We start from the raw sequence: 13,753 nt of genomic DNA on the forward strand, positions 1-13,753 counted from the left end.
AAAAGACCTCACCTGGCATTAAAAATGAAAACGCCAGATGAGATTTATCAAACAAAAACCCCGGCTACTTGAGGCAACCGGGATAATTTTAAAATCTGTCAACTTATTTAAGGACTATTCATAAGTTTAAAAACAGATATCAGAAACTTTTAATGACAGCTTTTAATTTTTTCTGCAAAGGCAAATCAGATAAGCCCTTTAAAAGCCTGAAGAGTCCGTAAAACATGGCGCCATATGGCAATACTATAATGCTGCCTTTTGAAAAACGTTCTGAAAAAAATACAATGGCTGTACCTGCTGCAGCAATAATTAACCCGTAAAAAAGATCCGCCTGTATTTTATCAAGTTTGTCTTTGCATTGTTGTTTGGCTTCTTTTATAAGCGACACCGAAATTCTATCATCAATACCCTGTTTTTTAAACTCATTTACAATTGCGGTATCGGATTTCCCTTCTTCTTTTGCAGTGGTGATAATTTTAAAAAAATCAATTAATTCTCCTGTTGTTTTTGTAAGCTTGAAATTGGCATATTCTTTTTCTTGTATTTCTTCTGTTTCTTTAGCTATTGTCAACTGCTCAATATTGATATTACGCTTTGCCAGTTCTTCTTTAGCAACTGTTAATGCCTCAGGTGTTAACTGATCGCTTTCATGCAGTATTTTATAAATTATTTGTTGATCGGTTAAGTCTGCGTACAAGTTTTGTAACAATGAATTTTCTGCCAAAGTGTGAATTTTTTAGGTGTTGCGTGAGTACAAATATAGAGGGTATAAAAAAACTCCCCAATAAATTGAGGAGTTTGTAAAAATCATATAGCAGTAATTAGATGATCAGCATCGCATCTCCATAACTGAAGAAACGATATTTATCTTTAATTGCTTTTTTATAGGCTTCCATCATTAAATCGTAACCGGCAAATGCACAAGCCATAATTAACAAACTTGTTTTTGGTAAATGAAAATTGGTTACCAATGCATCAGCTATATTAAAATTGTAAGGCGGATGAATAAAATGATTCGTCCAGCCTTCAGATGGTTTTAATAATTTTTGTGCCGTAAAAGAACTTTCCATTGAACGCATGGTTGTGGTGCCAATAGAACAAATGCGGTGACCGGTTTCTTTTGCTTTGTTTACAATATCGCAGGCAGTTTGTTCAACCCTGTAATATTCAGCATCCATTTTATGTTTGCTCAAATCCTCCACTTCAATAGGGCGGAAAGTACCGAGGCCGGTGTGCAAAGTAGTTTCTGCAAAGCGAATACCTTTAATTTCTAAACGCTTGATTAATTCTTTACTAAAGTGCAAACCAGCAGTGGGGGCTGCAACAGCGCCTTCATGTTTTGCATACACTGTCTGGTAACGCTCTTTATCTTCTTCCTCAGGTTTACGTTTAATGTATTTAGGCAAAGGAGTCTCGCCTAAAATTTCCAGCATTCCCCTGAATTCTTCATCAGTGCCATCCCATAAAAAACGGATGGTACGGCCACGGCTGGTGGTATTATCAATTACTTCTGCAACTAATTCATCGCTCTCTCCAAAATATAATTTGTTACCTACACGTATCTTACGGGCTGGGTCTACAATTACATCCCATAATTTGTTGGGCTTGTTCAATTCTCTCAATAAAAACACTTCAATTTTGGCACCTGTTTTTTCTTTGCGGCCATACATACGGGCAGGAAAAACCTTGGTATTATTTACCACAAACACATCTTTGTCATCAAAATAATCAATGATTTCTTTAAAATGTTTGTTTTCAATATTGCCGGTTTTGCGGTCAATCACCATCATACGGCTGTCTTCACGTTTTTTGGTGGGGTTTTGGGCAATTAAATTCAGTGGAAGATCGAAACGGAACTGGGATAATTTCATGTAACTAATATTTTAAAAGGTTACATGCCGTGTACAGAGAAGCTTTGAAGACTAGCCTTTCAGGAGGCACTTATCATGTTACGGCATGATTTTGAAGGCGCAAAGATAAGACATTTTAGCGGAGGAAAGCTACCGGTATTGGAAAAATGTTAATTACTTGGGAATAGCTAAAAGGTTAGATATTGTTTTTTATTGCAAACTGACAGCAATTGTTAGCAGTTTGCCAATTGAAGGAGCAGTAATTATGGAAACAGGTGGCTGATATGATCTTTGTATTATCTTTATTACACAATCAAGAGATACATGAAACTAATAGCAACCCTTTTGCTGTTTTCCTTTTCCGTACTATCAGCAAATAGCCAGCCAGCAAAAAAATCCGAAAAAAAATACCAGGGCCTTTTATGGGAGATCAGTGGCAATGGATTGGCCAAACCCAGCTACCTTTTTGGTACCATGCATGTAAGTAATAAACTGGCCTTTCACCTGGCCGATTCATTTTACAATGCTATTAAAAGTGTGGATGTGGTAGCGTTGGAAACAAACCCCGCCAACTGGCAGGATGATTATAGTAAGCCCAACATATTCGACTCCCGTTCGGGTGATATTGCAGGCTATGCGTACAAGGCCCTGCAAATTCCTAACGATTATATTCATAAAAATACTTTTGCCATTGATAAATACGAAAGCAATGTAAAACTGGCCATGTCTACAGAGCCGGCTATGATCAATGGCATGCTCTACCGCACATATAACCAGGGCGCAGATTTTGAAGAAGACACTTACCTGGACATGTATATTTTTCAAACCGGAAGTAAACTGGGGAAAAAGATGACTGGTGTAGAGAATTTTGAAGAGAGTGAAAAATTAGTGGCTCAGGCATATAAAGATGCCGCTAAAGAAAAACGTAATAAAAATTATGAGCCCGACTATAACTACGATGATTATTTAAAGAGCCCGTATTCTATTGAAGATGCTTATCGTAAAGGCGACCTGGATATGCTTGACAGCCTGGAAGGCAAACAATTTACCAGCAAGGCTTTTTTAGAAAAATTTCTGTACAAAAGAAATGAAATACAAGCCAACTCTATCGACTCGATCATAAAAAGTAAAACAAGCTTATTTGTAGGGGTGGGCAGTGCTCATTTGCCGGGAAAACGTGGGGTTATTGAAATGCTGCGAAGTAAGGGTTATACACTACGTGCTGTAAGAATGGGCGAACGTGACGGACAACAAAAAGATGTGATTGATAAGATAAGGGTTCCGGTAAATTTTAGAACCATCGAATCGGATGATAAAACTTTTTCAGTAGAAATTCCGGGAGAAAAATTTTACAGCTTTAGCAGGTTAAGTGATTTAAATATTAAGCAATATGCCGACATGGGCAATGGTGCTTATTATGTAGTAAGCCGTATTAAGACAAACGGGTTGCTTTTAGGTGAGAATGAAACCACAGTGTATAAAAAAGTAGATAGCCTGTTATATGAAAATATTCCGGGAAAGATATTGAAGAAATCTCCAATAGTGAAAAACGGTTACAAAGGTTTTGATGTTACCAACAGAACAAGGAGAGGTGATATTCAGCGCTATAATATTATTGTAACGCCATTTGAAATTTTATTTTTTAAGATCAGTGGTATTGGTGATTATGTTTTGGAAGGAGGGGAAGCTAATCGTTTTTTTAATTCGATAAATATTGTACAGAATACAGCCACCAACTGGATAAACTTTTATCCTGCAACCGGAGGTTTTGAAATAAAATTACCGCATACGCCAATTTTGCAAAAGGATTTTGAAGGCGACCGCCTGGAATATACTGCCACCGACAGCAAAGAAAATATCACCTACACTTTGATGAAGGCCAACCTGCACAACTATGGTTTTATAGAAGAAGATACTTTTGACCTGAACCTGATGGATGAAAGCTTTGCATCCAGTGATGTTATAGAAAAACAAGTGAGCAGACAGCAAGGTAAATGGCAGGGATACCCGGTATTGGATTGCAAATACAAACATAAGGACGGTAGTTTTACCTCGGTAAGATATTTACTGCAAGGGCCAAATTATTTTGCACAGCTGGCGCATTATACAACCGAAACTAAAAACGTAAAACAGTATTTTGATGCTTTTAAAATAACGCCATTTATTTATCCTGAAGTAAAGTTACGGGTTGATACCGCCATGCATTTTACAGTGCAGTCCCCGCTTTTTCCTGATATGAAGAAGCAAAATGAGCTGATGGAAAACCTGCGCAATATGATGGACGGCTATGGTTACGGAGATAATGATGATAGCCCCATACCAGAGTTTGGTGTAAAGCTGATAGGGAATGACACCATTGGCGAAAAGATATTTGTGGCCTGGGCAAAATCACCTAAAAATACTTACTTAAAAGATTCTACAAAACTCTTCAGTAACAGCGATTATAATTTTTCGGGCAGCGATAATAAAGACCAATCTTACCTGTATTTAAAAAGGGACAGTGGGATAACAGCAAATGGCATGCGGTATTTATTTCAACAGGTTACTGATACCAACAGCAGCCGGAAACTTATTTCAAAAGCCTACTACAAATCCGGCAATTATTTTATGCTGATGGCAATGACAGATACACTAACGCCGGCGAGCAGCTTGTTATCAAATTTTATACAGACTTTCACGCCTTCTGATACGGTTAAAGGTGAGTCGCCTTTTGTAAAACGCAACGGTGAATTCTTTAAAGACTTTGCCGGTAAAGACAGTGCTACGCATGCCAAAGCAATGAAGCGGTTGAAAACAATCGACTTCGATTCCTCAGATGTACAATCGTTAAGAAACATAATAGATACGCTGAGCTGGAAAACAAAAGGCTACTTACAGCTAAAACAAACTTTTATCGCCAGGCTGAAAGAAACAAAAGACAATAGCCTGGTGGATTATTTAAAACAATTGTACGTTGCAGCAAAAGATACAGCAGATCTGCAGAACAGTGTGTTACACGCCTTGTTAGGAATGCAAACCAAAAGAGCGTTTACTGCTTTTAAAGATGTGATTATAATGGAACCTCCGGTGGTTACTTCAAACAACGGTTCAAATGATTATGATTACGCCAGCGTGATCCCGGGGATGGGGAAATTTGCGAAAAAGTTTCCTGCCCCAAGAAGATATTATGATTACAAAGGTGAGTGGAACCAGCTGTATGATACACTCTCATTGGCTAAAGTGGTTTTCCCGGATATACTGCAATTGATTAACCTGGATGATTATAAAAGCACTGTAATGGAATTGCTTACCACAATGGTGGATAGTGGTTATGTTAGCGCTAAAGATTATGAATTGTATTTTTCCAAGTTTTATGTAGAAGCCAAACAGGAACTTAAAAAGGAAAGAGCTAATGAAAGCCAGAAAGCTATTGCCAAAGCAGAAAAAGTGAATAAGGCTGATAGTGATGATGAGATTAATGCGTACAGCCGTAAAGGAGATGGCGATTCAGGTAATGAACTGTTGCAAAGTTACAGCGTGCTTTTATTACCCTATTGGGATAAGAATCCCGGAGTGCCTGCATTTTTTGACGATATCATGAAACTGAAAAATAAACAGATCAGGTTTAATACCATGTTGCTGTTGTTGCGTAACAAAAAAACTGTGCCCGATTCTTTACTGAATTTTTATGCCAGCGATGAAGAGTATCGTGTGGATTTGTACAGGAATCTTAAAAGAGCAAAACTGCTGGATAAATTTCCTGCTAAATATAATAATCAATCTGACCTGGTTAAAAGTGCTATCATGAATTCATCTTCTTATGATACCATTGCCTTGATGGAAAAAATGCCGGTCACTTACAAAAACAAAAAGGGCTTTGTGTATTTCTTCAAGTATAAAAATAAAAAGGAAGAGAAAAAATGGAAGATACTTTCTTACGGTATGCAACCGGAGAATACAAAAGAGTTTGATGATGATAATGATGACTTTACTTCGGAAACCTCTTATAGTTACAACAGGAGTGAGGATGATAAATTAGATGAGACCAAACCGGAGAGAGAGCAGTTGCAGAAATTAATGAAAACGATGCTGTATAAAATGCACAGCAGCGCAGCACAGTTTTATAATGGAAGAAACGACGATTCTTATAACGATGTGCTGACTGAAAAAATCAAAACAAACCGCTATGGAGATTAAGTAATTAATTGCCTGCCGGGAATAGCTTCAATTAATTTTTGGGTGTATTCATTTTGTGGATGGTGATAAATCTGTTCCGCATCACCCTGCTCAACAATTTTGCCTTTGTGCATTACTAAAATCCTATCACTCACATACCTTACAACAGAAAGATCGTGTGATATAAATATCGAAGTAAAGTTAAATTCTTTTTTAAGGTCATTTAATAAATTCAATACCTGCGCCTGCACACTTACATCCAATGCCGAAACACTTTCATCGAAAATTAAGAAAGAAGGATTTAATGCCAATGCACGTGCAATACAAATGCGCTGGCGTTGCCCGCCACTAAACTGGTGCGGATAGCGATTGAAATGTTCCGGCAATAAACTTACCTTTTCTAATAACTCCATCACTTTTTCTTTGCGCTGCAAATTGTTTTCTAAAATTTTATGCACTACCAAAGGTTCTATAATGGCATTGCCAATAGTAATACGTGGGTTTAATGAACCATAAGGGTCCTGGAAAACAATCTGAAGATCTTTACGCATGTTACGCAACTCCGATTTTTTTATCTGCGTAATATCTTTACCTTCTAAATAAATTTTACCACCTGTTGGTTGTATCAATTGTAAAATCGTTCTCCCTAAAGTAGTTTTACCGCAGCCACTTTCCCCTACAAGCCCGAGTGTTTCGCCCTGCATTACTTCAAAACTAACATCATCAACTGCCTTAAAATATTGCGAAGCTTTGCCAAATATTTTTTTTGCAGCAGGAAAATACACTTTTAAATTCTCTACATGCAAAACGGTTGGTCGTTGATCGTTGATTGTTATTGGTGGTATACTTTGTACAGTTGTATTTAGAGCTTTTTCACTTTCTTCTCCAATAAAATCACTTACTACCGGTAATCGTTCTCCTTTAGTTTTTCCTGCAGGCCTGCAAGCTAACAGTGCTTTTGTATAAGGATGTTGTGGCGATTGCAATACTTCTTTAGTTATTCCTTGTTCTACTATTTCACCTTTGTACATTACTATCACTTTATCTGCAATATCAGCAACAACACCCAGGTCGTGTGTAATTAAAATCACACTCATGCGGTTTTGCTGCTGCAGTTCTTTTATCAGTTCCAGTATTGTTTTTTGTACCGTTACATCAAGTGCTGTGGTAGGTTCATCGGCAATTAATAAAGCAGGATCGCAACTAATGGCCATAGCAATCATCACCCTTTGCTTTTGCCCGCCACTTAATTCGTGCGGATAGCGATGAATGATGTTTTCCGGATCAGGTAATTTTACTTTTTCAAAAAGTGCAATGGTTTTTTGCCTGGCGGTTTTTGCATTTACATTCTGATGTAATTGTATAGACTCCATTACTTGTTTGCCACAGGTAAAAACCGGATTCAATGATGTCATTGGCTCCTGGAAGATCATCGCAATTTTTTTGCCTCTTATCTTATTGATCTCGGTTGCAGGTAATTTTACCAGGTTTGCAGGAGGTTTATCTTTTCTATAAAATAAAGCCTTGCCACTGATACTGCTTTGTGCAGGCAATAATTGTAGTAAGGATAATGCCGTTACAGATTTACCTGATCCGCTTTCGCCAACAATGGCCACCAGCTCTCCTTTTTTTATTTCTATCGAACTGTTTTTTACGGCAATAGTTTTTTTGCCTTCATTACTGAATTGGATAGAAAGGTTTTGTATGGAAAGGAGCGATGGCATGTAGTGTACTTTGGAAGCTCCAGCTTCCAAATATTGACTGGAAGCTGGAGCTTCCAGCTACTAAAATTTCAAATGTCTTACAGTTAAACCGTTATTGATTAATTGTTTTAAAGAATCGATACCTATTTTTAAATGGCGTTCTACAAACGCTGCCGTCACATTTTTATCACTGGCTTCTGTTTTCACTCCTTCGGGAACCATTGGCTGATCGCTTACTAATAACAATGCACCAGTTGGGATATGATTATAAAAACCAACAGAAAAAATAGTCGCCGTTTCCATATCAATGGCATAGGCTTTTACTTTTTGCAGGTACAATTTAAATTCTTCATCATGTTCCCAAACCCTGCGGTTAGTGGTGTACACGGTACCTGTCCAGTAATCAGTTTCATAATCTCTTATGGTTGTTGAAATCGCTTTCTGTAAACTAAAAGAGGGCAATGCAGGAACAATAGGAGGGAAGTAATCGTTACTCGTTCCTTCGCCTCTCATAGCGGCTATTGGCAAAATCAGATCACCAATACTGTGACGTTTTTTTAGCCCTCCACATTTACCTAAAAATAAAACCGCTTCCGGTTGTATAGCACTTAACAGATCCATAATTGTGGCAGCACCAGGACTTCCCATACCAAAATTAATAATGGTAATATTTTCGGCAGTGGCACATTGCATCGGCCTGTCCCGTCCAATTACTTTTACATTATTCCATGTAGCAAACATGTCTACATAATTACTGAAATTGGTCAATAAAATATATTTACCAAAGTTTTCTAATGCTTCGCCGGTGTACCTCGGCAGCCAGTTGTTTACAATTTCTTCTTTTGACTTCATATTTTCTTTTATTTTTTGGAACTAACTGAATTTCTTTATTGAACATCCTACCTGCAATTGCGAGGCTCGCCTGAACGTCCTACCTTTGTTCAACAATACTTTCTGGCAGTTACATTTTTTAAAATTACAAAATTCCCTTCAGGTACGATGATAAAAATTGAATACCCTCCTTATCAACCTAAAATTAAAAAGGAAGATAACCGGGAAATTATCTTTGATGAAGTAAGAAAAAAATGGGTAATACTTACTCCTGAAGAATGGGTGCGGCAGAATTTTTTGCAATACCTGGTGCAGGTAAAAAAATATCCTGCTTCTTTAATTGCTGTAGAGAAGGAAATTAAACTAGGGGATCTTAAAAAACGGTTTGACATAGTGGTGTATGATGCCGCATCAAAACCATGGATGATAGCAGAGTGTAAAGAGATGAATGTGGAATTAAATAAACAAGTGTTGGACCAGGTATTACGTTACAACATAACCATGCAGGTGCCGTACCTGGTGATTACCAACGGCAGCTACTGCATGGCTTTTCAATGTATAAATACCGAATTGAAGGAATTGTCAGAATTGCCTGTAAAAATTTAATATAAATTTATGCTACAGGCAAAATCATAAATCTGCAATCCGAAATCTAAAATCTTTTAGGGCAGCCCAATGTTTTATCTTTTTTATTAAATGAATAGATAATGCCAATACTGTGGCTCAGGTAATGATCATTTTTACTGGGGTTGGCAGATTTGCTAAAGCCGTCTAAATAATCAGTAAAACTTAAACGGTAACTCGTTTCAACAAGTAAAGAGAAACGATCGTTCAGTGCATAGCGTACGCCTGCACCTACAGGTACAACGGGTAGAATGCGGGGTAAAGTTCTTGCCGCATCTGTTGCCAATCCGTTTTGTACATCTGAGCCTTCGCCGAATACAGTGGTGTTGATGTTACTCCAGTCTCTTTTTATTTTTACAAATGAAAAGCCGGCACCTGCGAAAAGATATGGAGAGAAACGTGGCGACCTTGCCTGTAAAAAACTCCATACACCTTGTAATGAAAGTTCTGTTACTGGTGTGGTGAAATTAAAATTTCTTTGCTGCCTCCAGTCAGGATTAGAGTATTTTGCATCGTTGCCATATAACTTTCCCCTGTTAATATTGAGGCGAACTGAAAATGCAGGGCTGATGATGCGATAAATATGCAAAGCCAGTTGCGGCTTCATTGTTTTGTATGATCCTAATTGTTGTGGAGTCAGATCTCCCTGGTAAACAAATACTCCGCCGCTAAGGCCAACTTCATATTTTGAAAGATCTATTTGTGCTTGCAGGAAAAAAATATTGCCGGTTACCAATACAACGGCAAGGATAGTTTTTTTTAATACAGACTTCATTGGATTTACATTTAGTGGTGAAAAAAAGGTCAATGTAAAAGTCTGTATATCGATAAGATAGATTTAATGCTTGATTTATAGTAATGTAACAGTAGAAATCAGAAATTAGTATTACAATTATACTGTTACACTGTTAAACAAAAGTGAAGATGTAAGGTTTACTTTTTTTCTTTGATCGATGCTGTTAATTTTTGCTACTGATTACACAAATGAACACGAGTAAAAAAACTATTAGTGAAAATTCGTAGTTAACTGTTACAACAACTAACTACGAATTAGTTTTAAAATATTTATTTGAATTTTAAATTCAGGCTTACAATATCCGAATTCAATCCATTGGTTCTGCTATAGTGCCCATACCGCAATTCGAGCATGCTTAATCTTTCAATTCCCAGTACACCTTTAGGAGGAGCTACACGAAAACCTGCTCCAAAAAAATTACTGTTGAATTTAGACAGATCGGGGCTGCTGGTGTAATATTGATCTGCAACGGTATGTGCTTCGTACGCAGCATAATATTTTATTGCTGTTTGAGTATAAAAACGATAAAAGGGAGTAACAGAGAAAAACGGTGTTAATTTTACTGCAGTTTCAAGATCAATAGTATTGGATTGTAGCCCCCAGTTATCTTTATAAAAGCGGTAGAAGGATCTTAGTATAACCTTGTCGCCAAGAAAGTAATTCGCTCTTACACCTAATGGCACTTTAAATCTGTTGCCGGGTAAATTTTCCACGTGTACAGATCCGTCGGTAAAATAAACCCTGTGAAAGGGAAGCCCCAGGTAACCATTCTGTGAAACAAGATCCGTTAAAAACATCAGCTGAAAATTTTTGTTCACCACCTGCGAATAAGAAAGCGAAGTGCTGAAAGTATTCCTGGCACTAACAGGGTAATGGTGCTCACCGTGAGAAGAAGAAGCACTGCTTGTTGCAGGTATTAATTCTGTTGGGTATATCAATGAAACTCTATCTAGATATGCCTGTGCTTTTATTCCAAATTCCCGGTTATTGTTTTTAGATTTTTTATTGAAGCTGGCACCGATGCCAAAAGAAGTGTAATCAAACTCTTTAGAGAAAGAAGCATTTAAGCCAAATGTATTACCGGTTTTTTCATTTTCCACACTCCATGCCAAAGATGGATAAAAGCGCACGTCATGTGAAGATGCAGAAGAGTTTGCTTTCAGGTCAATCTTGTCAGATGATGCTGAAGTATAGGTATCAACACCTGCTTCGATGGTAACTGAATGTTTGCGTAATTTATAATCATACCCAACCAGTTTCAGATCGATCACATTGGCAATGTCGGTTAATTTTTCTGTACCAATACCTCCGGTAACGGCGCTGTTATTACCATCCTGGTGATAATAACTGCTTACTAAATTTATTTCATCAATTTTCAGCGGGCGGCTTTCATATACAGAATCTGTGGTTTTTGTTTGTGCAAATGCTCCAAATAAACCTAAGTACAAACCTACTACAGATAAACAGATTTTCTTCATAAGTGATTTTATTTTGCCAGTCTTTTGTCAATAAGATTTTTCAGTGTGTTGTTGCTTTGAGTAATCATTTTTCTAGTTACAGCCACATCCGCCACCTGTCTTGCCTCCGTTAGCACCAGATGCACCTTCACGATAGGTTTGAAAACTCATTTCTGTCTTCTGTACTTTTCTTGAACCTAATACCATTTCTGAATCGTTCAGTTTATTTTTTTGATACTCTTTTACGCTGGCGCAACTTGTGGCCGCAACTGAAACTGTAATTCCTGCAGCAATTATTTTTAGATTTCTTTTGGTGCTCATATCAGGTTTATGTTTTTTGAAGTGTAAATTTTATCCTGCTCATCAATAATAATGCAGGCTATATTTTTTATTTGATTGATCATATCCAACCCGGCAACAATACCCATAATAGTAACAGGAGTTGCCATGGCATCTGCTATTTCAGCATTGGGACTAATAATGGTTACGCTTTTAATGCCGTGTACCGGCATGCCTGTTTTAGGGTCAATGGTATGAGAATATTTTTGTCCATTGATCACTACAAATTTTTCATAATTACCGGAAGTGGCAACAGCCATATCAGTAATGTTCATATAAGAAAATGGTTGATGAATACTGTTGGGGTTGGCAATACCAATTGTCCAGGGTTTGCCATCTGGTTGATAACCCCAAGTGGTTAAATCGCCTGCTGCATTTACAATACCATTCTCTACACCATTTTGTTTTAAAATGTATTTAGCACGTTCGGCAGCATAACCTTTTCCAATGCCACCAAATCCAATACGCATGCCTTTTTCTTTTAAGAATACAGTATAATGCTCCCTGTTTAAAATGATATTTTTATAGTTGATCAGCCGCACCATTTTCTTTGCCAGTTTTTCATCAGGCAGTGCTTTCATATTCTTATCAAAATTCCACAATCGTTTATCAATAGAGCCATAAGAAATATCAAATGCTCCTTGTGTGATCTCTGATATTTTTATAGAGCGTTGAATGATATCAAATATTTCTTTATCTACTTTAACAGGTTTTATTCCTGCATTAGTATTAATTAAATAAGTCTGACTGTTATCGCTGAAAGTGGTGAGTAATCTTTCAATACGCTGTATCTCATCAATAGCAGCGTCAATACAATTGTTGGCCCAGCCTTCGTCTTCTTCATCGGCTACCACGCTTATTTCAAAGCGGTTGCCCATTAATTTTAAAGTACGCTTAAAAATAGTTTGTACTGGCGTAAGAGTATCATTTGTTAGCATTGCTGAATGATTTGATCTCGTTTGTAAATTCTTCTGCAGAAATACCAGGAAAGCCATCATAAGTTTTCAATACTTTGCCATCAGCATCTAATAATAAAGTGAGAGGGAATTTTCCTTTAGGATTATATTTATCTGCTAACGCTTCATTTCGTTTTACCTGGTCTTTATCCGGCTGGTTCTTTTTTAACCTTGGAAAATCAGCATTTACCAGTACCAGGTTTGCCTCGGCATATGTTTTAAATGCTGCGCTTTCAAATATCTCTTTTCGTAAGCGGATGCAGGGACCACACCAGTCGGAGCCGGAAAAATTCAGTACAATCAATTCATGTTTCTGCGTTGCCGTTTTTTTTGCTTCCTCTAAATTGTTCAGCCAGCCCGATGAAGTTGCAAATAGCGAGGAGAATAATAGAAGTGTTATGAATTTCATATTGATTGAATTTTATGTAATCTTTTACAAGTAATTATCAGTCAGCTAAAACTATTCCAACAAAAAATTATGCAAGTAAGTATTGAAGCACTTACTGTTAATATTGTGTTGTATCTTTTTTAATAAAGCAGGTTTATAGAAATAAACCCGCTTTTTTGTTCGCCATTAAACCTACTTAACCTGTATAACTACTGAAGCTGAGTCTTGTCCGTTTTTGCATTGGCCCCTGTCGTGTCCTCTCACATGCCACATACTATCAATATGATGATTCCATAAACTATCAGGAAGACGATGACCGATACTGTCGCTGTGATTACAAACATGTACAGAATCTAAATCCAGGCCCCTGGCTCTCACACCAATTACGTAATTGCCTGGTTGAGAAAATGTAAAATAATTGGTCTTTTCTGTAGTAACACCGTAAGTTGCTATAGCAGTTGCTGCGGGTGTTGCCGACCAGCTTAATGTATTTACATTTGTGCTGGCGGTTACAGTAACCGTTTGGCCAACAGCCACCTGGGTAGCTGAGGCAGTTAATGAAACACTACTGCTATCCGAATTGGATTTGTTGCAGGCAAATAAAGCTGTTGCGGTAATCAGCAGACTAAAAAGGGCTTTTTTCATAATTGTTTT

The 13,753-nt window shown here is 37.4% G+C and carries 12 protein-coding genes; 2 read left to right on the plus strand and 10 right to left on the minus strand.

The genetic code is table 11. The annotated features are described in order from the left end of the window. Positions 1-139: 139 nt before the first annotated feature. Together ACQ334_RS22280 and queA are read right to left on the minus strand one after the other, a co-directional pair. Positions 140-724 carry a hypothetical protein gene (locus tag ACQ334_RS22280; RefSeq protein WP_430990492.1) on the minus strand — a complete coding sequence of 195 codons (585 nt, stop codon included), beginning with the start codon at positions 722-724 and terminating at the stop codon, positions 140-142. 97 nt (positions 725-821) lie between these two features. Further along, positions 822-1,871 (minus strand): tRNA preQ1(34) S-adenosylmethionine ribosyltransferase-isomerase QueA, encoded by a 1,050-nt coding sequence (gene queA, locus ACQ334_RS22285; protein ID WP_430990493.1) that lies wholly within the window; start codon positions 1,869-1,871, stop codon positions 822-824. A 303-nt stretch (positions 1,872-2,174) separates the two neighbouring features. Between queA and ACQ334_RS22290 the strand changes: the two genes are divergently transcribed. Then, positions 2,175-6,026, plus strand: coding sequence for a TraB/GumN family protein (locus tag ACQ334_RS22290; RefSeq protein WP_430990494.1), 3,852 nt, complete (start codon positions 2,175-2,177; stop codon positions 6,024-6,026). Here ACQ334_RS22290 and ACQ334_RS22295 read toward each other — a convergent pair. Further along, positions 6,023-7,729, minus strand: a complete 1,707-nt coding sequence (locus tag ACQ334_RS22295; protein WP_430990495.1) for an ABC transporter ATP-binding protein — start codon at positions 7,727-7,729, stop codon at positions 6,023-6,025. The genes ACQ334_RS22290 and ACQ334_RS22295 overlap by 4 nt on opposite strands. A gap of 60 nt (positions 7,730-7,789) precedes the next feature. After that, positions 7,790-8,560 carry an AMP nucleosidase gene (locus tag ACQ334_RS22300; protein WP_430990496.1) on the minus strand — a complete coding sequence of 257 codons (771 nt, stop codon included), beginning with the start codon at positions 8,558-8,560 and terminating at the stop codon, positions 7,790-7,792. Between the two features lie 147 nt (positions 8,561-8,707). Here ACQ334_RS22300 and ACQ334_RS22305 point away from each other — a divergent pair, with 147 nt between their 5' ends. Further along, on the plus strand, positions 8,708-9,145 hold the full coding sequence (locus ACQ334_RS22305; protein ID WP_430990497.1) for a type I restriction enzyme HsdR N-terminal domain-containing protein: 438 nt from the start codon (positions 8,708-8,710) through the stop codon (positions 9,143-9,145). A 46-nt stretch (positions 9,146-9,191) separates the two neighbouring features. Here ACQ334_RS22305 and ACQ334_RS22310 read toward each other — a convergent pair whose 3' ends face one another. The 6 genes from ACQ334_RS22310 to ACQ334_RS22335 all read right to left on the minus strand — a co-directional run bounded on the left by ACQ334_RS22310 (position 9,192) and on the right by ACQ334_RS22335 (position 13,744). Beyond that, positions 9,192-9,938, minus strand: coding sequence for a DUF6089 family protein (locus ACQ334_RS22310; protein WP_430990498.1), 747 nt, complete (start codon positions 9,936-9,938; stop codon positions 9,192-9,194). 290 nt (positions 9,939-10,228) lie between these two features. Further along, positions 10,229-11,437, minus strand: a complete 1,209-nt coding sequence (locus ACQ334_RS22315; RefSeq protein WP_430990499.1) for a DUF3570 domain-containing protein — start codon at positions 11,435-11,437, stop codon at positions 10,229-10,231. Positions 11,438-11,509: 72 nt separating this feature from the next. After that, positions 11,510-11,737, minus strand: coding sequence for a DUF4266 domain-containing protein (locus ACQ334_RS22320; protein ID WP_430990500.1), 228 nt, complete (start codon positions 11,735-11,737; stop codon positions 11,510-11,512). Beyond that, positions 11,734-12,693 (minus strand): FAD:protein FMN transferase, encoded by a 960-nt coding sequence (locus ACQ334_RS22325; RefSeq protein WP_430990501.1) that lies wholly within the window; start codon positions 12,691-12,693, stop codon positions 11,734-11,736. Before ACQ334_RS22325 ends, ACQ334_RS22320 begins: the two co-directional genes overlap by 4 nt. After that, positions 12,680-13,120 carry a thioredoxin family protein gene (locus ACQ334_RS22330; protein ID WP_430990502.1) on the minus strand — a complete coding sequence of 147 codons (441 nt, stop codon included), beginning with the start codon at positions 13,118-13,120 and terminating at the stop codon, positions 12,680-12,682. The genes ACQ334_RS22325 and ACQ334_RS22330 overlap by 14 nt, the downstream gene beginning before the upstream one ends. A gap of 171 nt (positions 13,121-13,291) precedes the next feature. After that, on the minus strand, positions 13,292-13,744 hold the full coding sequence (locus ACQ334_RS22335) for a hypothetical protein (protein ID WP_430990503.1): 453 nt from the start codon (positions 13,742-13,744) through the stop codon (positions 13,292-13,294). Positions 13,745-13,753: the final 9 nt, after the last annotated feature.

The organism is Ferruginibacter sp. SUN106, assembly GCF_050611765.1.
Classification (GTDB): Bacteria; Bacteroidota; Bacteroidia; order Chitinophagales; family Chitinophagaceae; genus Ferruginibacter.

What these genes read in the sequence shown, in the direction of transcription:
- ACQ334_RS22320 (WP_430990500.1), bottom strand. Translation starts at nt 11,737, where the DNA reads ATGAGCACCAAAAGAAATCTAAAAATAATTGCTGCAGGAATTACAGTT.
- ACQ334_RS22335 (WP_430990503.1), bottom strand. Translation starts at nt 13,744, where the DNA reads ATGAAAAAAGCCCTTTTTAGTCTGCTGATTACCGCAACAGCTTTATTT.
- queA (WP_430990493.1), bottom strand. Translation starts at nt 1,871, where the DNA reads ATGAAATTATCCCAGTTCCGTTTCGATCTTCCACTGAATTTAATTGCC.
- ACQ334_RS22305 (WP_430990497.1), top strand. Translation starts at nt 8,708, where the DNA reads ATGATAAAAATTGAATACCCTCCTTATCAACCTAAAATTAAAAAGGAA.
- ACQ334_RS22310 (WP_430990498.1), bottom strand. Translation starts at nt 9,938, where the DNA reads ATGAAGTCTGTATTAAAAAAAACTATCCTTGCCGTTGTATTGGTAACC.
- ACQ334_RS22325 (WP_430990501.1), bottom strand. Translation starts at nt 12,693, where the DNA reads ATGCTAACAAATGATACTCTTACGCCAGTACAAACTATTTTTAAGCGT.
- ACQ334_RS22315 (WP_430990499.1), bottom strand. Translation starts at nt 11,437, where the DNA reads ATGAAGAAAATCTGTTTATCTGTAGTAGGTTTGTACTTAGGTTTATTT.
- ACQ334_RS22290 (WP_430990494.1), top strand. Translation starts at nt 2,175, where the DNA reads ATGAAACTAATAGCAACCCTTTTGCTGTTTTCCTTTTCCGTACTATCA.
- ACQ334_RS22300 (WP_430990496.1), bottom strand. Translation starts at nt 8,560, where the DNA reads ATGAAGTCAAAAGAAGAAATTGTAAACAACTGGCTGCCGAGGTACACC.
- ACQ334_RS22295 (WP_430990495.1), bottom strand. Translation starts at nt 7,729, where the DNA reads ATGCCATCGCTCCTTTCCATACAAAACCTTTCTATCCAATTCAGTAAT.
- ACQ334_RS22330 (WP_430990502.1), bottom strand. Translation starts at nt 13,120, where the DNA reads ATGAAATTCATAACACTTCTATTATTCTCCTCGCTATTTGCAACTTCA.